Source organism: Enterococcus sp. NPDC086594, from assembly GCF_044746145.1.
GTDB lineage: Bacteria > Bacillota > Bacilli > Lactobacillales > Enterococcaceae > Enterococcus_D > Enterococcus_D entomosocium.
This window is the reverse complement of sequence record NZ_JBIVBP010000017.1, coordinates 32,018-56,528: the sequence shown is the minus strand read 5'-3', so window position 1 is coordinate 56,528 and position 24,511 is coordinate 32,018. Positions and strand designations below refer to the sequence as shown.

Annotated in this window: 27 protein-coding genes; 19 read left to right on the top strand and 8 right to left on the bottom strand. The window is 39.0% G+C overall.

Annotation, left to right across the window (positions count from 1 at the left end; translation table 11 throughout):
* The first annotated feature begins 230 nt into the window (after positions 1–230).
* Positions 231–452, top strand: a complete 222-nt coding sequence (locus tag ACIPK1_RS16280) for a hypothetical protein (protein ID WP_086333113.1) — start codon at positions 231–233, stop codon at positions 450–452.
* A 15-nt stretch (positions 453–467) separates the two neighbouring features.
* On the opposite strand, the gene ACIPK1_RS16275 is transcribed toward ACIPK1_RS16280, so the two are convergent.
* The 5 genes from ACIPK1_RS16275 to ACIPK1_RS16255 form a co-directional block, all read right to left on the bottom strand.
* Complete coding sequence (locus ACIPK1_RS16275; protein ID WP_086333114.1) at positions 468–1,058, bottom strand: SOS response-associated peptidase; 591 nt, start codon at positions 1,056–1,058, stop codon at positions 468–470.
* An 87-nt stretch (positions 1,059–1,145) separates the two neighbouring features.
* On the bottom strand, positions 1,146–1,658 hold the full coding sequence (locus tag ACIPK1_RS16270; RefSeq protein ID WP_400451334.1) for a hypothetical protein: 513 nt from the start codon (positions 1,656–1,658) through the stop codon (positions 1,146–1,148).
* The gene (locus ACIPK1_RS16265; RefSeq protein ID WP_400451330.1) at positions 1,642–3,021 is read right to left on the bottom strand and encodes a Y-family DNA polymerase; all 1,380 of its coding nucleotides are present in this window, start codon (positions 3,019–3,021) and stop codon (positions 1,642–1,644) included. The genes ACIPK1_RS16270 and ACIPK1_RS16265 overlap by 17 nt, the downstream gene beginning before the upstream one ends.
* A gap of 196 nt (positions 3,022–3,217) precedes the next feature.
* A complete protein-coding gene (locus ACIPK1_RS16260) occupies positions 3,218–3,589 on the bottom strand; it encodes a DUF5388 domain-containing protein (protein ID WP_086333117.1) in 372 nt (123 codons plus the stop codon).
* A 4-nt stretch (positions 3,590–3,593) separates the two neighbouring features.
* Complete coding sequence (locus ACIPK1_RS16255) at positions 3,594–4,424, bottom strand: ParA family protein (RefSeq protein ID WP_086333118.1); 831 nt, start codon at positions 4,422–4,424, stop codon at positions 3,594–3,596.
* A gap of 445 nt (positions 4,425–4,869) precedes the next feature.
* Here ACIPK1_RS16255 and ACIPK1_RS16250 point away from each other — a divergent pair, with 445 nt between their 5' ends.
* The 4 genes from ACIPK1_RS16250 (at position 4,870) to ACIPK1_RS16235 (ending at position 6,934) form a co-directional block, all read left to right on the top strand.
* Positions 4,870–5,904, top strand: a complete 1,035-nt coding sequence (locus ACIPK1_RS16250) for a replication initiator protein A (protein ID WP_400451329.1) — start codon at positions 4,870–4,872, stop codon at positions 5,902–5,904.
* A 129-nt stretch (positions 5,905–6,033) separates the two neighbouring features.
* Positions 6,034–6,321 (top strand): type III secretion system protein PrgN, encoded by a 288-nt coding sequence (locus ACIPK1_RS16245; protein ID WP_086333120.1) that lies wholly within the window; start codon positions 6,034–6,036, stop codon positions 6,319–6,321.
* 127 nt (positions 6,322–6,448) lie between these two features.
* Positions 6,449–6,601, top strand: coding sequence for a hypothetical protein (locus ACIPK1_RS16240; protein WP_176257037.1), 153 nt, complete (start codon positions 6,449–6,451; stop codon positions 6,599–6,601).
* 99 nt (positions 6,602–6,700) lie between these two features.
* The gene (locus tag ACIPK1_RS16235) at positions 6,701–6,934 is read left to right on the top strand and encodes a hypothetical protein (RefSeq protein WP_400451328.1); all 234 of its coding nucleotides are present in this window, start codon (positions 6,701–6,703) and stop codon (positions 6,932–6,934) included.
* A gap of 333 nt (positions 6,935–7,267) precedes the next feature.
* On the opposite strand, the gene ACIPK1_RS16230 is transcribed toward ACIPK1_RS16235, so the two are convergent.
* The gene (locus ACIPK1_RS16230; RefSeq protein ID WP_400451326.1) at positions 7,268–8,263 is read right to left on the bottom strand and encodes a hypothetical protein; all 996 of its coding nucleotides are present in this window, start codon (positions 8,261–8,263) and stop codon (positions 7,268–7,270) included.
* Positions 8,264–9,032: 769 nt separating this feature from the next.
* On the opposite strand from ACIPK1_RS16230, the gene ACIPK1_RS16225 reads away from it, so the two are divergent.
* Positions 9,033–9,452 carry a hypothetical protein gene (locus ACIPK1_RS16225; RefSeq protein ID WP_400451325.1) on the top strand — a complete coding sequence of 140 codons (420 nt, stop codon included), beginning with the start codon at positions 9,033–9,035 and terminating at the stop codon, positions 9,450–9,452.
* 330 nt (positions 9,453–9,782) lie between these two features.
* On the top strand, positions 9,783–10,052 hold the full coding sequence (locus ACIPK1_RS16220) for a hypothetical protein (RefSeq protein WP_325907861.1): 270 nt from the start codon (positions 9,783–9,785) through the stop codon (positions 10,050–10,052).
* Between the two features lie 516 nt (positions 10,053–10,568).
* Here the strand turns inward: ACIPK1_RS16220 and ACIPK1_RS16215 are convergent.
* Both ACIPK1_RS16215 and ACIPK1_RS16210 read right to left on the bottom strand, forming a co-directional pair.
* Complete coding sequence (locus ACIPK1_RS16215; RefSeq protein WP_400451324.1) at positions 10,569–10,973, bottom strand: hypothetical protein; 405 nt, start codon at positions 10,971–10,973, stop codon at positions 10,569–10,571.
* Positions 10,974–11,015: 42 nt separating this feature from the next.
* Entirely contained in the window at positions 11,016–11,258 is a 243-nt protein-coding gene (locus ACIPK1_RS16210; RefSeq protein WP_270290914.1) for a hypothetical protein, read from the bottom strand.
* A gap of 192 nt (positions 11,259–11,450) precedes the next feature.
* Here ACIPK1_RS16210 and ACIPK1_RS16205 point away from each other — a divergent pair, with 192 nt between their 5' ends.
* The 12 genes from ACIPK1_RS16205 to ACIPK1_RS16150 all read left to right on the top strand — a co-directional run bounded on the left by ACIPK1_RS16205 (position 11,451) and on the right by ACIPK1_RS16150 (position 24,501).
* The gene (locus tag ACIPK1_RS16205) at positions 11,451–12,257 is read left to right on the top strand and encodes a LysM peptidoglycan-binding domain-containing protein (RefSeq protein ID WP_400451323.1); all 807 of its coding nucleotides are present in this window, start codon (positions 11,451–11,453) and stop codon (positions 12,255–12,257) included.
* 145 nt (positions 12,258–12,402) lie between these two features.
* Positions 12,403–15,648: a SpaA isopeptide-forming pilin-related protein gene (locus ACIPK1_RS16200; RefSeq protein ID WP_400451333.1), complete on the top strand. Its 3,246-nt coding sequence runs from the start codon at positions 12,403–12,405 to the stop codon at positions 15,646–15,648.
* Positions 15,649–16,341: 693 nt separating this feature from the next.
* A complete protein-coding gene (locus ACIPK1_RS16195) occupies positions 16,342–17,709 on the top strand; it encodes a peptidoglycan DD-metalloendopeptidase family protein (protein WP_400451322.1) in 1,368 nt (455 codons plus the stop codon).
* 66 nt (positions 17,710–17,775) lie between these two features.
* Positions 17,776–18,213, top strand: coding sequence for a hypothetical protein (locus ACIPK1_RS16190; RefSeq protein WP_400451321.1), 438 nt, complete (start codon positions 17,776–17,778; stop codon positions 18,211–18,213).
* 1 nt (position 18,214) lies between these two features.
* On the top strand, positions 18,215–18,490 hold the full coding sequence (locus ACIPK1_RS16185; protein WP_062806355.1) for a hypothetical protein: 276 nt from the start codon (positions 18,215–18,217) through the stop codon (positions 18,488–18,490).
* A 12-nt stretch (positions 18,491–18,502) separates the two neighbouring features.
* Positions 18,503–19,516 carry a hypothetical protein gene (locus ACIPK1_RS16180; protein WP_400451320.1) on the top strand — a complete coding sequence of 338 codons (1,014 nt, stop codon included), beginning with the start codon at positions 18,503–18,505 and terminating at the stop codon, positions 19,514–19,516.
* A gap of 16 nt (positions 19,517–19,532) precedes the next feature.
* The gene (locus ACIPK1_RS16175; RefSeq protein ID WP_400451319.1) at positions 19,533–21,218 is read left to right on the top strand and encodes a hypothetical protein; all 1,686 of its coding nucleotides are present in this window, start codon (positions 19,533–19,535) and stop codon (positions 21,216–21,218) included.
* Positions 21,215–22,213, top strand: coding sequence for a peptidoglycan DD-metalloendopeptidase family protein (locus ACIPK1_RS16170; protein WP_140966557.1), 999 nt, complete (start codon positions 21,215–21,217; stop codon positions 22,211–22,213). Before ACIPK1_RS16175 ends, ACIPK1_RS16170 begins: the two co-directional genes overlap by 4 nt.
* Positions 22,214–22,230: 17 nt before the next feature.
* Positions 22,231–22,866 carry a hypothetical protein gene (locus tag ACIPK1_RS16165; RefSeq protein WP_400451318.1) on the top strand — a complete coding sequence of 212 codons (636 nt, stop codon included), beginning with the start codon at positions 22,231–22,233 and terminating at the stop codon, positions 22,864–22,866.
* A gap of 14 nt (positions 22,867–22,880) precedes the next feature.
* On the top strand, positions 22,881–23,195 hold the full coding sequence (locus tag ACIPK1_RS16160; protein WP_400451317.1) for a hypothetical protein: 315 nt from the start codon (positions 22,881–22,883) through the stop codon (positions 23,193–23,195).
* Positions 23,188–24,207 (top strand): conjugal transfer protein, encoded by a 1,020-nt coding sequence (locus ACIPK1_RS16155; protein ID WP_400451316.1) that lies wholly within the window; start codon positions 23,188–23,190, stop codon positions 24,205–24,207. The genes ACIPK1_RS16160 and ACIPK1_RS16155 overlap by 8 nt, the downstream gene beginning before the upstream one ends.
* Positions 24,208–24,237: 30 nt before the next feature.
* Positions 24,238–24,501, top strand: coding sequence for a hypothetical protein (locus ACIPK1_RS16150; protein WP_016620957.1), 264 nt, complete (start codon positions 24,238–24,240; stop codon positions 24,499–24,501).
* Positions 24,502–24,511 lie beyond the last annotated feature (10 nt).

The following is a 24,511-nucleotide window of genomic DNA, read 5'->3' as shown; positions in this document are numbered from 1 at the left end:
ATTTCTTAACTTTTTCTAATGAGACAGAGCAAGATTGGTAAATAGGACACTCAAATACAAATTTTCATAGGATTAATGAGGAGTATCAATTAGAAGAAAAACGAAATCTTTTTTTGCTACCTACACGATATCTTCTCAATTATTAAATATGCTATACTTAGATTTACGTAATCAGACTTGCGCTGCCCGTTGTTGAACTTCCCGGTAGCGATCTTTTGGGGTGGTCAATAATGGAAGAAGAAGTGATATTTAAAAAGCGTTGGCAACTAGCTTCAAGTGAGCAAAGAGCAAGATACAATAATCTGTTGTCCTCCTACCCTGGGATTGAATGGAATTATAAGGAAAAGAAGTACTTACTTTGGTTGTGTCAGCTCGATATAGCTACCTTTGAAACATTTGAAGTGATCCTGGACAAAATTAAACATAGCAATGACAAAAGAGCGAATCTATAAAAAATCCGCTCTTTTTTATTTTGCTACTTCTGTCCGATTTAATTCAGGCATTTCAGCTGTAAGATAATTCCGTGCAAAATCTAAATCAGTGGTCCATTCTTTGATGTGATCCTTTTGAATGATAAGCGGCATGCGATCATGGATAGGTGAAACTGATTCATTAGGTTTGGTCGTCATTATGATCGATTCCGTTTCGAATCCTGCACCAGTCTTATGGATACGGTAAAAGCCGCCTAAGTAAAAAACGTCACTATCCCTTGCAGAAAATAATAGTTTTCGCTTCTCGGAATCCCATTCATAGAATCCTGATATCGGAAAGACGCAACGTGTTTCTCTGAAGGCTTTTGAGAAAGTCTTCTTTTCTTCTACTGTTTCCGCACGTGCATTGATCATGAGCTGTCCTTTTTTAAATCCTTGGAATCCCCACTTAGTAACACCAGGAACAAGTTCGGAATCCTGATTAATTGCTAAGGTGACAACATGATTGGAAGGGAAAATTTCGTTGTATCCAACTCGAATTTGCTTGCTTGCAGCGTTCGGAATTACTTGATCATAATAGTCCTTCAGCTCGGAAGATGCTAAATCAAAAAAATATCGGCCACACATGTTCTTTCCTCCTAATTGAGTAGTTGTTTAAAAAATAGGTGTTCAGAGAGCAATTCTAAGGCAATTTTGGACGGGTTCAATGCATAGTTACCTTGAATCGTCCTCTAAAAACGGCTGGTAATACTCATTTTTGACTATTTCTATCTCATTTTCTATTTTACTCTCTTTTTGGATCTTGCTGTTGTTTGAAGAATCTGAGTTGGAAAAGTAATCGATATTAAACCACTTCTTTTCCTTTTTAATTTCGATATGTCGGACGTCCGGCCAAAATATTAGTTGATCATTGAGTACAAAATAATCTTCATAGGCTTCTCCAACAAACTGTCCTTCGATAGGATCTAAAAAGCGGCCAAATTCGTCTCTTGTATTCAGCTGGATAGACACTGCTTTGTTGTAGAGGAAAGACTCAGATAAAATTGCGTCGATCTCTTCTCTAGTCATAAGGTCGAGACCAGCAATATCTTTTGTCGCCCAGGATTCATTTTCTTTGATTCCTTTGACCAGCTCTTCCATGGCATATGCAGTGCCCCACTTAAGACCAAACGGTCGATCGCGGTACAAGTTGTAATCGATAAATGTTTTTTTAGTTCGCTTGACCATGGCTTTCTCCACCTTCAAGGCCGGCCATTCCTCCGGCATGTCCACCTACTAGGCTACTGCGTGCGATCGCACGTCCGCCTTCTAATAGACTGTTGGCATGGATGATCGATTTAAAGCCGTATTTCTTTCTGATCGTGTCTACAACATAATCTACCTTAAGGTCTCGGACTTGCTCGTCAGGATCTGCAAAAAGGTCCAGCTGTAAAGCATTCGAAAACACGAGTTTTGAGCAATTAACGCCAACGTTACGTATATCTTGATATTTATAATGACGATCAAATATCTGAAGCAAATATTGGGCAATTTGTTTACTACTGTTCGTTGCTGGCACCTTCATTTGTTGGTGAAAGCCTCTGCTTCCTGATCGATCAACATAGCCCATTGAAAAGCCAATCCATAGCGATATGACTTCAGCTTTCGCTCCTGCACGCCGTAACCTGGTTGCTACTTGGTCGGCCATTTCTTTAATGACGACTTCGATTTCTTTACGACGTGTGTAGTCACGATTCAATACCTGACTATTTCCTATAGACTTTGATTTGACAGTATATTTCTGACCTATAAAAGAACGATCGATGCCCCAGGCATGAGCAAATAATTGAGTGCCTAACACACCAAAATTTTGCTTCAGCTGGAAATAATTTGCGTGAGCTAAATCGTGCATGGTAAATATGCCCATACGATTCAATCTAACAGCTGTACGACGTCCGATCCCCCACACGTCGGTTATGTTTTCAACAGCCCAGAGTTTTTTTTGGACGTCTTCGTATCGCCATTCTGCTTTCATATCTAAGTTCTTTTTGCTTTCGAGATCAAGAGCAAATTTCGCTAAGAGTGGATTATCCCCTATTCCGATAGTCGTGAATATGCCTGTTTGACGATAAACGTCTGTTTGGATCATTCTAGCTAAGTCTCGAGCGTTCTTTGCGCCAAACAGTTTTAAGGAGTCTGTGACGTCTAAAAAGCTCTCGTCGATGCTGTATACTGCATGATTTTGTTCGTCAGCATACTTTTTATAGATATTGTTAATCTCCATATTTTTACGCATATAAAGTGCCATTCTTGGCGGTGCAATCACCAAATCCTTCGGATACGGAAAAGGAAGATCACGAGATCGACTGACGTTTGAAATTCCGTATGCTTGTTTTGCAGCTGGACTAGATGCCAGGATCAAGCCGCTGCCCCGCTCAGCTGGATTTTCGGATGGATAAGACATAACAACAAGCTTGGTTTTTAATGGGTTAAGTCCTCTCTCAACGCATTCTACTGACGAATAAAAGGACTTGCAATCGATACAAAGAATATCTCGGGAAGGTTCTTTAGTATAATCAAATTTTGGATTTACACCAAACTGCATAACCATAAGAAAGCCCCTTTTCTAAAAATGATACGTTTTATATACACATTAGAACACACGTTCGCTTTTTTAGTCAAGAGAACAATATCAATCTATATTTTTTACTATTTGTATATTTTACTATTTGTATACAAATATCTCGACCAATTTCATTAAAAATAAAAGAACGGAGAATTGAATTACAAACAATTCTCCGTTCTTTTTAATTCGATTTCTTCTTGTCTCGAGCTTCATATGTTTTCATATACATTTCAAACATAGTACGCTCTTCAGAAGACATAGAATTTTCTAAACGATCTAAAACACTTGAAATTAAATCGTCTTGTGTCTCAAAATCTAACGTGTTTTGCAAAGCATTTACTCTGTTGACATTATACTTTTGGATTCTTACGGTTCCGTAAACTTTGTTCTTTTTTGGTCTTCCTACTTTTTTTTCAGATGAATCAATCGGTTTTTGTACAGTGTGTGCAAACTCGTCGATATTGAATGTTTTTTTTGGTTTAGATGTTTCTGCCTCAGGAATTTCTTTTAAATTTTTCTTTCTGCTAGGATCTGTTTCAAATTGTTTTACCATGGTTTTATTCTCCTATTCTCTGAAGAAACTCTTCGGTAATCTCAGTATAAAATTCATGTAACTTAATATCATGATAATCCCATGTTGCAGTGTAATCCTTATCAGCTATGCCTTTTCGGTCATAGCCTTTTAATCGTTCCATATGTTTAACGATGTGAGTAAAAACGTATTTTTCTCCGAAACTGTCTAAAGCGTCTTTAATAATTTGATTATCAATACCGGAGTCATTTTTCATAAGGACTGGTAAAACCCCTGCTATATCAAAGTCTGCATTTGTATATTTATTGTAAAAAGTTTGGGCATACTCCCAAAACGCTTCGGCTCCGTCCAAGGATCGTTGTTGAGTTTGCAATACAATTATCAAAAAATCCGCAGTATATAAAGCTGTATTTGTATAAAGAGAAATTGTTGGAGGACAATCAATTATTACAAGGTCATAATCATTTTCAATCTCCTTAAGAAGGTTACCGAAATGGGCAATTCTCTTCTCTTTAAAATTTTCAAGAGTAGTTGGATAAACTAATTCAATAAAATCAGGATAATCAACAAAATCTAAATGTGACGGAAGAAGAAATAAATTTGGCATGACTTCAACAACAGCTGAAGATAAATCTTCTTCTTGAATAGCTACCATCATAGTTTTTTCATTTGGCATTTCTGAGTTATTCTGTCTGGTGTACGTTCTATTTAACATTTGGGTAGAGTTAGCTTGAGGATCAAGATCGCAAAGGAGAACCTTCTTTCCAAGCTTAGCTGCTTCATAAGCAAACATTACTGAATTTGTGGTCTTTCCGACCCCGCCTTTGAAATTACCAAAAACAACTTTTTTTGTCATACGTTTACACTCCTTGTCATCATTTATTACTACAAAAATATTTTACCATAAATATTTTTGTACTACAATAATTATTTAAAGAAATTACTATTTGTATATTGTACTATTTGTATATTGTACTATTGATATACTCTACTATTTATATATTTTACTATTTGTATATTGTACTATTTGTATACATTTAACTTTTGGAAAAATGCACATAATGTCTTATATATCAAGATATATTATTTGTATATTCTACTATTTGTATATTCTACTACTTATATATCTGTCTATTTGTATATTCTACTATTTGTATATTCTACTATTTATATATTTTACTATTTGTATATTCTACTATTTGTATATAAAAATTATTTGGCTATATACTTTTCTAAAAAAATACTTTATACCTTAATGTAATAGTAAACATAGACAAGGTATGAAGAAAAGAGGCGATAAAATGTCAAACTTTAATTTCTACACTGCTAATGAAGTCTACGCTGAAAAATACTTCCAATTACCAAAAGTATTCTTCACCAATGAGAAATACAAAAAGATGAGCAACGATAGCAAAGTAGCATACGCTATTCTTAAAGATCGATTTTCATATTCCGTTAAAAATAAATGGGTCGATAAACAAAATAGAATTTACTTCGTGTTCACAGTCGAGGAATTAAAAGATATGTTGAATTGCGCGGAGGGGAAAGTAGCAAAAGTCAAAAAAGAGCTGACAGAAATGAACCTGCTGTTTCAAGAACGCGGTGGATCAACCTGGATAAATGGCGTAAAATTAAATACGCCAAATAAGCTATATCTAGGAAAGCCGGAAGCTACAGCTGAAGATGTTTATTTAATAGATCAAGCAGAGTCCCAAGCGTCTTCTGGAATTGCGAAAACCGCAAATCCAGAGAAAGCCCATTCTAACAACGAAAACTCTGGAATTGCGAAAACCGCAAATCCAGAGAAAGACAATGATACCAAGGGTTCTTCTGGAATTGCGAAAACCGCAGACAATCTATACTATACTCCTTCTTTAGACACTAATAGACACATAATAGACACTAGAGAAGCAGAACAAGAGGCTGTATTGCTAGAAAATTTTGTCACCCTAATGCAAGACGATAGTATTGCAACTTTCATACCTGAAAATGCTTTGTCCTTGATAAAAACATTTTCAAGTACGTTGAAAGACGCTAAGAATACAGTGAAAATTATTCATAATGGCAAATACAAAGCTGAACAAGTGTTACAAACAAAAATTGTCTTTGAGGAATTGCCATTATACGGAGTAAACACAAACGAATTGTATAATACATTGCTAAAAGCCTACCAAAAACAAAAAACAGAAAAAGTAACTAGCATGGATAATCTTATTTTCACGTATGTTAAAAATTGGTTTATTGAAAAAGCAGGGCAGGCAGTCTTACAAGCAAACCAGCAACAGCCAAAGAGTGGTCCTAAGATCCCCATGCATGATTGGTCAGAGTCTGTTTGATGATTGAGAACATGAAAGAAAAGGGAAAGTCTAAGGTGTGTCTTTAGGTGTCTGCCCCTAGCTGCTTGTTTTGAACTATGGTATTATTACTGCAAACGTAGTAATAATGCTTAAGGAGGCTTGCCGGCGATGTCTGTCAATAAGTACGTGTATCCTCATCCAGTCAACGTTTTTGTGATTCGGCAGTTAGGGATGACCATTGATGAATTTTGTGAGCTGCATTCGTATAAGCAGGGGACAGTGTCCAGCTGGATCACTCGAAATCGAACCGTAAAAACACTGCCTGGTGATTTCTTTTATTGCTTATCACTCTCTTCAGGACAGTCGATGGACCATGTCTATCAAGAACTACTTATGCTCGAGCAGGATTTTTTGAAGAGTTTAAAACCAAAGAAAAAGAAGACGAAGTTAGATTGAATAGAGATCTTGAAGCCTGATTGATAAGTTAAAAGCGAAATTGTCGGCTTTTCTTCACGAAAAATTTGAATTTCCCCTGTAAACTTTTATTAAGTGAAGCTATTAACTTAGTAAAGGAGGGACTAAAATGGGTTTATTAAAGTCTGCTGTAAAGTATAAAGCTGCAAAAAAAGTAACAAACAAAGCTTTAGGTGATGGCGTATTATCGAGTGTTGTAGCTGCAAAAGCCGTTAAGAAAAGCAATCAACGAAGCAATGAGCGCCGTAACAAGCGTTCCTAATCTAATCCCTTCAGAAAGATCAACTAGACAGTCCAATTGGATTGTCTGTTGTTTCGCTGTCACGTGAATGATAGGATACTGAAAAAGGAGCGGATGAGCATGAACAGAGCAAAGAAAGTAACTTTAGGATTGAGCCTAGTAGGATTGACTACTGGTCTAGTTGTTTCTAAGAAAATGATCAACAAAATTCATAATGTATCAGATCGTCATAAAATAAAAAAAGTTGTGACGAATAATTTCGACGGAAACGAAAAGCTGTTGGATATCGTCGATCATTTATCTGAGGATGAGATAAGCACTGTTGCAAGAATTATTAAAAAAAGTGATATTTGACCGTTCGTCTTTATACTAAAAAAAGCGCACAGCTGATTGAAAATTGTGCGCTTTTTCTTGTTTTTTTATCGTTTTAAAGTTGCAATGAGTATGTCTTAAGCTCAATCACGTAAATTATTACGCAAATTCCATTGTTTGATTGGTTCCACTCATGATAGACTAAATAAAAAAATGTAGGAGGCGGCTTATGGAATACAAATATGTTCGAGATAATATACAAATCACAAGACCCAGAAGTTAAAATCAAACACTATTGATCTATCAAGAGTAAAATATGTTAAAAGCAAAATAAAAGCCGACTAACTCCTTTTCGCGAGATAGCCGGCTCTTTTGTTAACTTTTACGAAAATAATATAGCGGTTTTCCTAGAGAATGGCCGTCTTTTAACCTGGTGTATGACTGTTCTATTTGCTTGGTTTGATTCATATCAGGAAACAAGATTTGTACAGTTTTTAGAAATTCACCTATTTCGTCTAGAATTTTCTTTTGATCATCAATTGTCTCTGCTGAAAAATAGTTTAGACGATATTCAAAATAATCTGCCAACAGTTTGTATTGATGATCATTGAAGTAGTCTATGTATTGTCTATAAACTGATAAAACTTGTTTTGCTTGTGTAAACTGATGCTGGTCAACAAGTATATCTAGAATGTTTGTTAAAGCTTGAGGTAGGTAGTACTGTACTGTTTTTTGAATAGAGTATACTTCCGAAAATTTAATATCGATCAATTTAGTGACTATTTTTTGAAATAAATTCTCATTTGCTGATAAAAAGATTGTAAAGTCACCGATAAATTGATAGTCAAGGGTAGTCAGATAATCTGTTTCAGCTATCTGATTAAAGATGTTAGTTAAAACTGAGTAATCTACAGGTGGGATTCCAGAATACCGATCATGAAAGTGGTTTTCGATCATTAGTGAAAAGCGTAAATGTTCGATTTTTTGATGCTTACTACTTTCGATCTTTTGATAAAAACAGCTTATTTTTTCCTCAGTCGGATGGTCTAAGGCGTCACGAAATTCTTTAACGATTATGAGATCCTCGTTTTCTATCAATCCAATAATGTCCTCAATATCCTGGTTACGTGCGTTTAACCTTAGCAGAAGTTTTTCAGTTTCATCCATTCTCAATCTCCTTGATCCGTGTTTTATTTTTGAGTAAGCAGATTGAGTAATGACCCCATCGATTAGTTCGGGGCGAGGAATTTTCTTTTTCTCTCTCAAAAACTCGATTGCTTTCAATTTTATTTTATCCAGAAGATTCAAAACCTTTCTTAATTTAAGGAAATATTTAGAGAAATTTTCCATAAATGGAAAATTTTTGGTCATTTTGCTCGCTTTTTAGAGCATAATTTGACCAAAACTTGTCAAAATTTAAAAATTTGTTACGCTTATTTCAGAAGCCGGCATCTAATAACAATTGAGGAGGAACTCACAATGTTAAACACTTTTAGTTTATTTGATTTTTTACGCGATATTCAAGTTATTAAGCCTTAGTGGAAAAGCATTAAATTATAGCAATAATGTCTGTAAAAAATTGCATTTAGTGATCAAAAACAATTAGAAATTTATTGCATATGATTTACAACTGTGATATTTTGGAGTTAACTTAACAACTGATTTTTGTGCGTCTTATATCAAAGGCAAACAAAAAGGAGCCACCGATGATCTTCTCGCTCTATTAGGACTGCAATCCTTTTAGAGGTCGCTGAAGTTCAAAGGTGTCCATTCAACAAGCTACCACCTTGCTGAACGGAGATCGCTCCTTGTTGTTATAGCATAAGCTACAACGGCATTATTATAGCAAACTTACAAGTAATTATCATGAGATTTTGGAAATTTTTGTTTTTTCTCAAGGAAACTCTCTCATTGAGAAGAAACGATTGTCCAAGTCTTACGGATAAATACTTGTCCTTAAGCAATGGGGAGACAAATGTTCTTTATTCGAACATTTGATTTGGGGCTTTAGGTGATTTGCAGCGGTGTATGCAGCTATAACAATTGAGGAGGGGATTTCACGTTTACGTGAGATCCCCTCCTTTTTGTTTGTCTTTGAACAGTTTTTTAGTTAAAAATCTTAAACGGGGAATGATTTCAAATGTCAAAAGGATATACGATTCAATTAAGTGACTTGACAACTAAAAACGAAATAGTTGTGCAGTTATTCAACGGACAACGATGGAAGATACGGAGAAATGCGGCTATACGCTTCACAACCATGCTTCAAGATGGAAAGACCTATGACGTTGAATTCGCTGAAGGAAGTACAGAAGCGATATTTGATCAGATCAAACTTATTTTTGATTCAAAAAGCCGCGTGATTGGACAAAGGATCCAAAAAGAGTTGCCCTTAAAAACAACACGGGTGAATGATATTTTTCACGTACAAAAACCAGGTTATCCAAAAGTACCTATGGCTATTTATCATATGATCGACGAGCAACAAAACAAAGAGTATGGTGAGTCGATGGCTAAGTATTGGTACTCGAGCAAGAACAAAAGGTATGTAAAAAAATAGAACGTTAAGCTAAGACGTTTTATATTTGCTAGTTTTAGCAATAAATCCTCTGCTGAAGGTTGATAACGAACCGTCAGTATTTCTAATTGAATAGGGCGAAGGACAGCCCCTCTGGACTAATCAGCCTGGCTACTAAAGGGTCCAGCGACCATAACCAACATTCGTTTGGTGTGCCAAAATCATTGAAGGATTTGCCAAGACTTACCGTTTGTAACGAGCAAATATCCGGCCTTCATAGGAGTTAGACTTCTCCGGTTGTAAAAGTTTGCGCTTGATTGTCCTATAAAACTAGTAAATATAAGACGTTTTAAAAGAAAGGAGTGGATCTGAATGAAGGGAATTGAAGATTTTGTTGCGGACGGATGGGAAATGACTATGGAAGTGTACAGCGACACAACAAGTAAAAAGTTTCATGTGTTTTTGTTTGGACATAAAACATTTACTTGGGAGTTAGTCGGTGAAGGGAATACGTATGATGAAATGATGGTCGATCTGATCGATTGCGAGAAAGAATTCATGGAAACGTATCTCTTGTCACTTTTATTTCAAAGGAGTGTGGAAAATGATGGAGCAATACTTACCGAAGAAACAGCAGCTTGATCAACGTTTGGATCATTATTGTATCTGGTTTTGGCGAATTGTTTTACTGGGTTTTGTCGTAATGATCCTTGGATCATACTTCTTAAGAACAGAAATGTTCTTTGGAGTCTTGTGGGGACCATTGGCTATGTATGCAGCATGGAACTTGTTAATTTCTATGCTAATTTGTATAGGTATTAAAATTTCATGAGAATAAACATGCATTTTATAGTGTATTTCGATATTTTTGTTATTATTATTAAGTAATTACGTTTAAAATTCATAATATTGATAATATTTTAAGATATATGTTGTAAATTATATTTAATCGTGTAATAAAATATTTTCTATTTGTCTGATGTGTCTTCTTGACTGAGATTTGCCAAGGAAAGCAAATCTTCTATCTACGTAATTTGTTAAAACAAGAATGGCCTGTTTTAATAACCAGTATCATTTGTGTAACTCTTTCATTTGAAATCTCTCCTAAGACTCGATATATGAAAGAGTTCCTTGGTGAACTTCAGTTAAGAATTTCCATCAATTGATTAAAGGATAGTAGTAAAACTCTCCGCTTTGATCAGTAGCAAGACCAAAAGTATCTCCGATAATAAATGATTCAGGGCTAGCAATTAATGTTTCAATACTAAAATTGTTCAATTCAGGATCAGTCACAGTCAAGGGGAAGGTAATATCTTTAGTTTCAGTCGTTACGGTGGCAGCATTGACATCATCAAAATGAACAAAGGAAATTAATGCTTCTCCTAAATCGATTAGTTCTTTGTTTGTAGCTTTCTGCAGTTGTTCAAAGGCAGATAGCTCTACTGATGTTGAAGTCTCTAGGTTTTCTCGATAGTCATTTCTGGTGCTTCGTGTTTGATTGATTAGGATGGCACTAATGCCGATAAAGATAATAGGTAATAAGATAATTATTTTTTTCTTCATGTACTCCTCCATATGAAAAAAGTAGACCCTACTTATAGGGCGCTACCTTTTCTTTCTTATAACAGCTAACTGTTTTGCGTATGCCTCGACTTCACTTTTCAAATACAGGCGTACAATTGCAGGACCTTTACCTTCTTTACTTTCGTAAAAGGGCTTAATAACACCTGTTCGAACAGATTGTTGGAAAGTTTCTGGAGATTGTTGGGTAATTTTGATTGCCTCTCGTTTTGTTAGCAGATTTTCTGAGATCCAAGCTTTCAGTTCTGTGGGATTCGTAATATTCATGTTTTCACCTCTCATCGAAAGAACTAGGTAACAAATATAGTATATAAGAAAAAAATTTGAAAATCTAGATAAAAATACTTGTAATGCTATTATAGTAATGGTATTATATTAATATAATAAAAATGACAAAGAAAGAAGGAAGTAAATATGAAAATTTTAAAAGTGTTAGCAATTGGAATTACAGTTGGAGGTATGGCATTAGCCATTCATACCGAAAAGGCTGAAGCGACTGAGTGGTCCCCACGATCAGCGGAACAAATCAAAGCAGATATTTCAGGAAACAAATACACAATCGTTTGGGGCGATACACTTAGTGCTATCAGCGAAGCAACTAACATTACAGTCGAAAAATTAGCTCAATGGAATAGTATTAGTAATGTTGACTTAATCTTCGCAGGCAATACAATTTCATGGGATGGCAATGTTGCGACAATGGAAAATGCTCAAGGAGATACAATCAGCCAGGCTGTGATTCAAGAAACACCAGCAGACAGAGTGGATCCAACGAAACCAATCGGCGGTGGGACTGGATCAAACACTTCAAACAACGGAAGTAATGGTTCTGGAAATACGGACAACACAACGAATCCTCCATCAAACAATGATAATGGGGCAGGGAACGACAATGGTACGGTGACACCTCCTGCAGGCGGGGACAATGGATCCGGAGACAACGGGTCAACCACACCTCCTACAGGTGGAGATAACGGATCCGGCGGTGGCGGTACTGATGTAACACCTCCTCCAGGAGGAGACAATGGTACTGGTGGCGGTGATAATGGTTCAGGCGGCGGAGAAACAGATCCTGAAGAAGAATTGTACCGCGTGACACCATTAGGTAACAGTGGTATGGAGTTTGACACGAACATCGAAGCTGCTGAATGGGGTCTAGCTCAGACAATGGATCCAGAAAGTCCTTGGTTTGGGATGCGCTCAACTTCAAAACCATTGTTTTGGTCTAATGGTGAAGTATTAAGTTATTCAGTAGATTTTTATTAAAATAAATGGATGTAAAAGCAGGTGAAAGATAGTTTTCACCTGCTTTTTTGTGTCTGAAAGGAGTTGGAAGAATGATCCGCGCACCATGTTTTTACTTTTCACACAAGTTTGAAGAATTCCATTCTAGGAGGAGAAAAAATTGAAAATCAAAAAACTAAATAAGGTGACAACATTCCTTGCTCTTTTATTTACAATGGGGCAACTATTTGTCTCACCTGCTTTAGCAGTTGCGGATCATATTGAATCCACACGTATGACTGCAGTCTCTAATGAAGATGATGAGGAACAAATCGAAACAGTACCAACAGAAGTAAAGCCGTTCCGTTCCGATGAAGCAATCGACGAGATAAAGAGAAGTGCCGGTTTACAATCGGAAAATGCACGCGCTAACGATAGTCCAGATGCCAGTGAATTACCAGTCGTAGAGACAATTGGTGATTCACTTTTTATTTTGCCTTCAGGAACCGAGGTTAAGTCATTAGAAGATACAGAAGAAGTTGATGTGACCGGTGACTTTGATGAGCGTTATACGATGGATTATATACTCGAGAATGCGAAAAGCACGTCAGAACAAGAAGAAATGTTAGCTAAATCAGAAGAATATGCACGTTTAAGACAGAATTTCACTCGTGCAACTGGCTATACGATTGAAAATATTCAAACCATTAATCACCAAGTGTGGCGTAATTTGCCAAACGGAAACAACTTTTTACATGATAAGTTTTATATGTACCGGATTCGCGAAACTGGTCAGATTGCCTTTTGTATTGAAGAAGGTGTCCCGGCTGGGTTAGGTAGTGGAGCAACACAAGAGAACCTAGCACAAGTAGTTTCTAATCCACAACTAAGAGAACGTCTATCTATGACCGCTTATTTTGGGTGGTACGAAAATTCAGATCAATCAGCAGCTCAATATGTTGCTGTCCAACAAATGAGCTGGGAATTGTTCGGTGGAGAAACACTTTCAACTACTGTCCCAAACTATGCGAGTCGCAAACAATTTGTTGAATCAGAAATTTCTAAATACAACACACGACCAAGCTTTCATAACCAACGAGTAACAGTAAAAGTTGGTGAAACAGTCACAATTACAGATACAAATGGTGTTTTTGCTAATTACGCAATGAATAATTTGACTAACACCGCAAATGTCACGCTTCGTCAAGAAGGAAATCGTCTACACATTACAGCTCACGCCAATTCAAATACGAATGGTACAGTATCGATTGCTCGAATTCCGAAAGAATTCGCAAGCGCTGCATTGGTTTATCGTGTTGGAAACGGACAAAGAGTAGGGGTTTTGCATGTTGATGATCCGATTACAGTTAACCTTAACATTGACGTACTAAAAGAAGGACATGCTGAAGTCTTGAAAGTCGACGAAGAAACGGGACTTCCACTTGCGGGTGCTGTTTTCCGTTTTGTAACGTCCGATGGACAAGAAAAAGAACTTACCACCGGTGCAGATGGAAAAGCGCGTTGGGAAAATCTTATGGTGGATACAACGGTAACCATTACAGAAATCAAAGCACCAAATGGTTATATTTTAAATTCAAACCCACAAACATTGACGATTCGGGCCAATGAGACAACCACTGTTCGATTTGATAATAAGGAACAGCTGGCGAATCTGACGGTCATCAAAGAAGATGAAGAAACAGGAAACGCCCCACAAGGTGCCGCAACGCTCTTTGGTGCGAAATATGACTTGACGGATGCAGATGGAAACTTCGTCGCAACTTTGACGATGGATAACGTTGACGGGATCTCTCAAGCAGAAATCAAAGGCTTGAAACTAGGCACTTATTTCCTACAAGAAGTTGAAGCACCAGTTGGGTACAACTTGGATCCAACGAAACACGAAGTTCAATTAACGTACGCTGGTCAAAATGAAACAGTTGCGATTCACAGCCGTACTGTCACAGATCGTGTAATCAAAGGGCATATCGAAGGCTACAAATTCGGTTCTCGTCCATTGATTCCAAACTCTTTAGCAGACATATTGGAACGAATCTCAGGAACCAATCAAGACATTAAACCTCCTTTAGAAGGCGTTGAATTGACCGCAACTGCTCACGCAACAGGACAAGAATATGTGGTTACTACAGGCGAGAACGGCTTCTTCCGTTTTGAAAACCTGCCGTATGATACCTATACGATTTCAGAAACAAAAGGTCCAGATGGCTATCTATTGATTGAACCATTCGATGTAACTATCTCTGAAGACGGCTATACGCACTTCTTCTTACTGGAAGACCGAATCATTGAGTCTCGTTTGCACATTGTTAAAGTCGATGAAGAAACCGGGGAAAACATTCCTTATGCCGGCGCACAATTCAAAATCTTTGATACCTGGGCAAATGATGGCGAAGGGGCATTCGTATCGATGCAGCGTCCGAATGATACGGAAAGCACCGACGTCTTTGAAACAAATGAAAAAGGTGAGATCGTCACAACCGAAAGCCTTGCATGGGGCGTTGATCGCTATGAATTGCATGAAGTAAAAGCGCCAGAAGGGTATGTTTTACTTGAAGAGCCAATCGTCTTCAGTGTGACGCAAGAAGATTCTGACGGGATGATCCGAATTGAAGTGCCGAATCGTTTAGCACGTCAAGACGTCCAATTGATCAAACGCGATCGCTTGAACGAACAACCTTTAGCGAATGTACCATTCAATTTATACCAAATTGAAAAAGATGGGTCTGAAACGCTTGTTGATGCGTTCTTAACGGACGAAGAAGGCATGATTTCACTTGAAGGATTACCTTACGGCGAGTATAGATTCGTTGAAGGGCAACCATTACCAGGGTACCTTGAATTAGAAGAAGACATTGACTTCTCCGTTACTGTCGAAAACGACGGTGAATTGATTGTGCTAGAAGTCGTGAACGAACGTGAAGACTTAGAAATCACGACATTATTTGCGACGGTTGATGGTGAAAAAATCGTGGATCCTACGATCGATAACCGATTGGAAGACAAAGTATGGATCAAAGGGGACGCCATTGAAATTGGGCACACCTATACGATCGTTACTGAATACGTGAATCGCTTAACTGGTGAAGTTGTAAGCCGTGATACAACGCAATGGACAGCGAAAAGCAAAGAAGATGAATTGTCTGTTTTCCTTGATTTACCGGCAAACACCATGAAAGATGGCGACGAAATGACTGCCACTCATGTCCTTTGCTATGATGAAGAACAAGAGGAAGAAGTTGGCCGTGAGGTTGATTTAGAGAACATGGATCAAACGGTTCATTTTGTCGCACCAAAACGTGAAGGGGAGCTGCCGAAAACAGGAAGCACAGCTGGTATGATTCTAACTGTACTAGGTGTGAGCATTGTAAGTATTGTCGGTGGATTCTACTTCTTCCGTAAGAAACAAGCGTAAGAGGACAACTACGTGCAGAGGAAATAGGCTGCACGTAGTTGTTTTGTCATATAACTGCTTAGGAGAGGGAATATGATACTAAATATTATCCAATATTTTAGGGGAAACATAGTAGCTGGTATCTTTATTTTTCTTCTAGTGAATACTTGTATCTATTACGTGAGATATAAATTGAATGAGAATGGATACAATACAATTGAAGCATACTTCATTATTGTACAAACAATACTTATGGTCACCATCCTAGTAGGTATTGCTTGGCATTTTTTCATTGATAATTATCACTAAGGAGACAAATCATGGATAAATCACTTTGTTACCTAAAATTGATTGACCTTTACATGACCTAATCACCGCTCAAACGTCGAATTTATAAAAAGGAAATAAAGAAGCTGATCACCTTGAGCAAGCCAAAAAGTATGTCATTAGAAACATTGATTGATCACGAATTATTAGATTTGTTAGGTCAAATTCCTTTGAGGAGATCAATCTTGTCCCCATTCTATAGTCAATTGGAGTTTTACGAGAAACTATCAGAACTCCTATGATCCTAATGCATTATAGGTTACGTACGCAACAAATGAACAATCGATTGATCAAAATACTTATTTTTCATACGAGAGTGAAAAAATTGATTACACATTGCCTTTTATCTTCGGTATGATAAGAGAGGAAAAAAAGGAGGATTTTTTAGTGAAACAATCAAAAAAATGGATCGCACTTGCACTGGTTTGCAGCCAGTTTTTAACATCTATTCCAGCTTCAGCTGCACTTGTTGGTCCAGAGGATATAGCAGAATCAACACCAACCGAAGAACAATCACCGGCTACTCCTGAAGACCAGGAGTCACAACCAAGTGAAACACCTGAAGAAACACCAAGCGAACCGGTGAATCCACCTGTTGAAGAAGGCCCTGCTGTTCCGGAAGTTCCTGAAGAAACGCCAGAAGAACCTACACCAGCACCAAAACCAGAAGATCCAAAACCGGTGAACCCACCAAAAGAAGAAGTGAAACCAGCACCAACACCGAAGCCAGATCAATCAACGAATCAGGACGCAACGCCGGAGACCGTGCAGCCAGCGCCCGTTGAAAATCAACGTCCGACTTTACCAGAGCTAGCAGAAAGCACGCCAGCTGAAGCCAATCAATCAACGGCCATTGAAATCACTCCTGTCAAGGAAACGTGGGATTTCATTAAAGAAATTGGCGAAGATGCGCGAAAAATCGGTTTAGAAGAAGACCTCTACGGCTCAGTTATGATCGCACAAGCGATTCTTGAATCTGCCAGTGGTCAAAGTAAGCTTAGCCAAGCCCCTTACCATAACCTTTTTGGGATCAAGGGAACCTATGAAGGAAAGGGCGTCACCTTCAAAACACAAGAAGATGATGGAAAAGGTAATCTGTATACGATCGATGCAACGTTCCGTCAGTATGAAGATTACGAAGCGACCTTCAAAGATTATGCGAAGCTTTTAAAAGAAGGTTTAGCGCATGATAATGACTTTTATAAAGGTACCTGGAAGTCAGAAACGGACTCCTATGAAGACGCAACAGAATTTTTAACCGGCCGATATGCGACGGATACACAATATGGCGAGAAGTTAAACGCCCTAATTGAAGCCTACGCATTGACTAGCTATGACAAAGAAAAAGCTGAATTACCAGAAGGCACTGACGAAATGATCCACCCTGTGGCTAATCCGGTCGTATCTTCTTCCTTTGGGCCACGTGGGGGAGGATTTCATCGAGGCGTCGATTTTGCGGCACCACTAGGCACACCAATTTTTGCAAGTCTTGCAGGGACCGTGATTCGATCTGAATACCATGCGTCATGGGGCAATTACGTTGCTATTGAACACGAGAACGGACTAACAACACTCTATGCCCACAACAATCAAAACTTAGTGACCGTTGGTCAAACCGTTGAGCAAGGCGAAATCATTGCTTCCATGGGCAGCACCGGAAACAGTACCGGTCCTCACTTGCATTTTGAAGTGAGTTTATCGCCAAGTTTGACACAGGATCAGTTGATCGATCCTATGACTGTCTTACCAAAATAAGCGTTACCCAAAAGAAAGTACTTCGGTGCTTTCTTTTTTTTATTTCTAAAAGAAAGGAAAAAACACATGACCGAAACCACAGAAGAAAAAGTCCTCCATTTAACCGTCGGAAAGGAAGTCCGACTGACCTTCACCGCAAAATTTGAGCGATTACGCTCGATCCAATTGAGTTTAAACAAAGTATCAGAATTGATTCGCAATGGCTTAGTGACGCAGGAAACATTGACTGAAGTCGATCGAATCGGGTTGATCACGAAAAGCAATCATAATACCTACGTTCAAGTAAAAGATATTCGGCAGGTTCCGATTGATCCAATCGAAGTCATGGTGCCAATCAATAAGAAGAAAACGAAGGCAAAATTTAATCCCGATGAGTCATGGGCGCGGCAGGGCTGGTTTGAATATATCGTCTCGGATACTCAAGAAATATCACGAGAGGATTTGTATAGTTTAAACCAGCTAAATGAAGCGTCTCAAAAGAGGAAGAAGAAAGGATCTAAATGATATGGAAGGGTTCGTTTTAATTAGCACATTTGTCTTAGGCATTGTAGCCGGCTATTCACTGCAATCGGTCATTTTACCCGCATTGAATATAGAAGACTGGCTCAAAAATCGTTCGATTCAAAAGAAATTTTCGTGTAAGAAGAATGACTATACCTTCTTTGAGGAAGGAATAGACGACTTCTACATTCTTACCATCAATAATAAGGAACGTCGGATCAAATTTTCCAAAAATCGACCGTATACGATCGTGTACGATCGGGAGGTTGATATGGCATAGGAGGTAATTTTAATGGACTGTCGATTTATAGAAGTAGAAGGATTATCCATGGCTTGTCCGAAAACCATGTCATTAAAAGAAGCAAATCGAATGCTTTTCAAAAAAAATGAAGAAGTCGATATGGAAGGTATTGACGTCACATTCCACTATGAATTGATTCAAGATGAACGAGTCGTCTTACGATCGCAGCTTTCCTTGCCGGTTTTTGATTTTGACTGGTGGGAATTATTGGAAGAATTTCTATTTGAAAAAGGTGCTTCAGAAGAAGTCGTTAATCAATTTTCAGAATCATTCAAAAATAGCTTAGAAGATGTTCCTGAAATAAAGACGGTCAAACCTAAAAAAGAAAAAAAGCCAAAACGTAAGAAAGAACGAATCTCAAAAGAAAAAGTACAAAACAAAAGGACACTGACCAAGTGGCTCTATGGTGTGGGGATGGTGTTTGTGTCCCTTGCACTACTTGTTGTTCTTGGCTTTGGTGTGAACCAAGTCTTTTTCACTGAAGGGCAAACCTTGACCTATGAAGAGCTTATCGACCAACAACAATTTGAGGAAGCCTATCAGCTGTACCCCAAAGAACAACAAAAAACAGAAACCTTTTTCTATTACTATGCGCTGGATAATCGCTCAGAAGCGACGTTACGACGCTTTCGCGATTTTCACGAAGAAAACGAAACGACGTTTGGTTCATTTGATTTGGCTATTTTGCAAAATAACTATAGTCGAGCTGTTTCAGCCTATGAAGAACAAACCGAAGCTTTCTCAAATGATCCTGAACGTTTGGCTATCGTTGGGTATTGTTACTTGAAAGTAGGAGAATTGGATGAGGCGAAACAAATCAATACCCAGATCAACAGTATTGAACTTGAGAAAAAAATCGTTTTATACGAACAGCTGACCCTTCAAATACAGGCGGCTGAAAAAGAAATAGAGGCTTTACAAGAAGAGGCAACACTTGATCGGGAAGAACTTGAACAACAATTGAATGACCTGTTTGACTTAAAAGAAGAACGGCTAAATTTATGAAAGAAGGGAACGACGTATGACAAAAGAAACGTCTAAAAAGATGACCAAATGGCAAAAAATCGGATTAAGTTTGATTTGCATTACAGCTATTACAGGTTTTATGTATCCAGCATTTTCTCAAAATGATCAGTCAACACAACCCCAGCCAGAACAAGACACGAGAAAGCCCCTTGAACGCTTAGATGAGCAAGAGAACGATCGATCACCCTTAGATAGGGTCACTCAAGAAAACGATCGGTCCTCACTCTTTGATCGGGTATTTGGCAATGACGGTACCGAGTCGGTTTTCCAACAAGTTTTTGGTAACCAGACAAACCGTGAAACCATTGATCGAAGCCCTATTTTAGACGCATTGGCACAAGCCGATGACCGTGAACAGAATCAAAACGTTGTTCATAACCCTGGAAATGAAGGGCCGTCATTAATTGATACAAATCGACCAGTGACACCAGATGAGCCGGAATTGCCGATCACGCCCCTTCCTCCTCTTCCTGAAGAAAACGATCCTTTAGAACCAGTACCGCCAATCAATCCAGAAGAACCAGTTATACCAGAACCACCAGTGAACCCGCCGGTCAATCCGCCAGTAAACCCTCCTGTAGATCCACCGGTGATTGAGGTAAACTATGACCGCCTTGAGACGTTGGTTAGCCAGGCGCAATCGATCAATACGAATCTCTATTTGTCTTCTGGTGTCTCGACGTTTGTTTACGAACGTCGCGTGTCTGAAAGAATGTTGGAAGATCGTAATAGTACGCAAGCACAAGTAGACTTACAAATCAGTCGCTTACAACAAGCGATCGATCAGCTGGTTTTAAAAGGGGATTCGACGACATTAAAAGCAACGATCCAACAAGCCGACACGATTGACCGTGAACGGTTTACACAAGAGAGTCTTGCTCGATTGGATGAACGTGTCTTAGAAGCGAATCAAATGCTTCAAACCGATGAACACACGCAAGATGCCCTTGACCGGATGAATCGGCGACTCGTCAGAGCCATCGATCAGCTGGAAGAGCGGCCTTCATTGGAACTTGCTTTGCTTGATTTACAACGACTGATTGATCAGGCAGAAACGTTTGAAGCGCAGAACTATACAGCTGACAGTTTCGCTCGTTTGACAGCGACAATAGAAGACGCGAAAACGTTGGTAACCGAAGGAACGGCTTCTGAAGAAGCGATTCTATCCATGCATGAGCGTTTAGAACAAGCAATCGACCAATTGATCGAAGTAGCGAACACAGATCAACTGGCTTCTCTAATCGCACACGCACGGTCATTAGATAGCGGCAATTACACACAAGATAGCTGGAACGTCTTAATGGACGCCTTAAATCAAGCAGAAGGACTACTCCAAGCACACGAGCCAAGTCAAAGTGATGTGGATCAGGCTGCTGAGAATCTCAGATTAGCGATTGATCAATTAGTCGTATCAGAAATAGAAGAACCAGCTCCGGATCCTGAGACGGACAATGATGAACCGCTATTACCAGACCTTACTGAACTTGAGTCAGTGTCAGAAAGTGAAGTTGAACAAGTAACTATTATCGAATGGTCTAACGAACCCTGGTCAAATCCTAGTACAAACGAACTTGATCTACCAGAAAGTACAGACACTGAAGAAAGTGAAGCACCAGAATTGATTGATGTCAGCCTAGAAGCGTTCTTTGATGAAGCGCCTTTGGAGCTGGATTCAGAATGAAAAAATTTATTGCCTGGCAAATCGGACCAAGTCTCCTTATAGGAGCGCTTGGTCTTTTATTATTGATTGGTCTTATCGGTGGAGGAAACCAACAGACGCTACGATCAGAAACTGCTTCAGGAGGCAGTATTTGTTCCCCCTCAGGCGATTATGACAAAGATAAGATCGATGAGGTCTTGGAGCGAGCCGGAGCCTTTAAAGGCAAACGAGCAGCCTTTGAACATGCCTCGGCTAAGCATAACGTTGATCCTGTCTTAATGATCGCCATTTCTATACATGAAACCGCGTGGGGAACGAGTCGTGCCTTACTTGAGCATAATAACCCTTCAGGGCAGATGCGTGGAAACCAAATTATTCACTTTGATTCGCTTGAAGATGGGTTAGAAATGACCGGACAAACCTTAAACAATTTATGGAATGAACGCGGCTTGAATACGATTGAAAAACTAGGTTCTGCTTATGCACCTGTGGGCGCTGGTAACGATCCAACGAATCTAAATATCCATTGGGTACCAACAATTCATAAATTCATTGAAGAATTAGGTGGCTTGTCCGGTGGCTGTGAAGGCGAAAGCGTAGAAGGGGATTTGATCACTGGTGCAGATGGTTTTGTGGTGCCAATGAAGAATTTCACGATCACTTCTCACTATGGCCCAAGATGGGGAGCATTTCATCGAGGAATCGACTTAGCTGCTCCTGAAGGCGAACCAATCTATGCCGCAAAAGATGGCATCGTTACTCGCTCGGAATATCATTTTTCCTGGGGAAATTATGTGACGATCACCCACGAAGGCGGTGCAACGACACTGTATGCCCATAATCAACGAAATGTAGCAACCGTTGGTCAAAAGGTCAAGCAAGGGGAATTGATTGCGTATATGGGGAATACGGGACATAGTACCGGTCCGCATTTGCATTTGGAACTTTGTTTAGACAACAGCCTAGCCCAAGACCGATTGGTAGATCCCTATCCAGTCTTTTTCGGAAATAAATAAGAAGAAAGGAAACAAAAATGCAACCGTCAAAAAAAATAGCCCTTGTGGTCATGTGTGGTGTCTTGTTGCTTTTGTGTGTCTTTTTTCTCTCTCGTCTGTCACTTAGTGATAGTGAAGAAACCCTTCAATCGAGCAATGATACAGCGATACAAGGGAATCGGGAAGTAGAGCAAGAGGCGCAAGAATCCACTACAAAAAGCACAACCACAAGTGAACTTAGACAACCAAGAACTGAGTTAAGTGACGAATCATTCACCGATGTCCATGCAGCTCTTCTACAAGCGGCATTTATCTATGATTCGTTAGATACACAAAAAGAACAAATGAAGCCCTTTGCTTATAGTGAGAATCGTTATCCAGCATTAGGAATAACCGAAGGCGTGCCCGTCTATCAAGACCTTGCGTGCAAAATTATCGAAGAGACGAGCTTCTTTCGCCAAATTGATGAACAAAATCAAGAAGTGCTAACAAGGATCCACGTACTCTACGATTCGGACCATAATCACGACCATGAAACAGGGGAACACGCCCATAAAGAAACCAACCAAGTCCTGCTTGTCACTATTCATTATCGACGTTCCGGAGAGACCTGGTTGGTCTATGACTTAACCTACGAAGAAGATCCGTCCAATAGCCAATTCTATTCAAATTAAAAAGGAGACTTTCAATGAACAACCAAGAAACCAACCAGGTGAATGACCAAATAAATGAGAAAAAAGAACAATACGCGCCACACTTTGATCAATATGAAAAAAAGGAACAAACCATTATCTATATTCTTTGGCAGATCCAGAATCGAAAAATTCGTGTCGGGAGTAAGTTATTCTTTGAGCCATTGAACAAAAAATTCGGATTATCAAAGTCACAGTGGCCACTCGTTAAAGAGTTTTTATCCGGTGCTGGACTGCTCGTCGATCAAGTGGTCATTGCAGAATCAATTCCGAAATATTTGAAAGAAAGGTACGGCATTGTGAATGAGTGAAACAGATTTTTTTGATCCCAGTGCGTTGCAGGGATCCACCCAGGGACAAAAGAAAAAGAAAGAAAAGCCGAAAAAAGAAAAACGACCAAAAAAGAAAAAGAAGAAAAAAGAACCGAGTAGCCTTCGCTTTCATCCAGTAACGGTGAGACAATGGCTCACCTACTTCTTTTACTTCACATTTTTGGTCATGTGCGTCGTTTCTTTTCTTTCTTATAGCCGTATGAATCAGCTCGCTCATATTGCCGCTACGGGTGTCCAAGAGGCAAAGGCAGTAGCCGAATCAACGTTAGAAGCAACGCAAGAAGGAGATTGGAGCCGTCACGTTGGCGAGGAGTTCTTGACCCATTATTTTACGATCGAAGAAGGAACGTCACGCAGTGATCTGGAACAAGTCCTTTCCCCTTACCTGGCACAAGGTCTATCCATGAATGACTTGATTCAATTTTCTGTTGGAAATACGCGATCGATCCAATCGATTCAAGCAATTACGCAGAAGGAGAAAGAAGCAGACGAGATAGGCTTCACCTTTGAAACGACGTACGACGTTGTCTTTGTTGAGAGGGAACAGACAAATCAAGTACGTGTGTCCTTACTTACCAATATTGAGAATGGCGAAGTGAAAGTCTTGCAGCCACCTAGTTTCTTGAGCATGACATTCTCTGAGAATCATGAAGGAAACACGGCAAAAGCAACGATTGATCCATTCCTGACGGAAGGAGAAAGTCTTGAAGAAGGGGAAGCTGCACGTGTGGTTTCATTCGTTGAAGACTTTTTAACCCTTTACGTTCAAAATGATCCGAATCTGAAGCTAGTGAGTGACGTCGCAGGTGTCGGAGCGGATCAAGTCAGAAATATTCAAGTATTAAACTTAGTCGAAAAAGAGGGCCAGTTGATTGCTGAAACGTCCTTCCAATTATCATTTATTGAAGGCAATTTCTTTACCTCAACTGCTCGTTTAACGATTTCTGGGGAAGCAGGCTCTTACTTTGTCGATTCTGTGACCCCTTTTTAAAAAAATAAACCCTATTTGGAGGAATGAAACATGTTTGATTTTAGTAATTTATTTAGCGAATTTGCCCCACAGCTCGTCTTTATTTTAGTGGTGGTCGCAATCTTTATGGCCATTGCAGCGTTTATGACCCAAGGGATCGGACGAGCAATCGCATCGATTATGTGTGTGCTTGTGTTGATTGCCTTGATTATTGTTCTTGATAACGCATGGGAAATCGGAAATTGGTTCAAAGACCAATTCTTTGACCCTTCCGCTTCAAGCACAGCCATTTTTCTATCGCGTTTTTACTTGTGAGGGATAATCA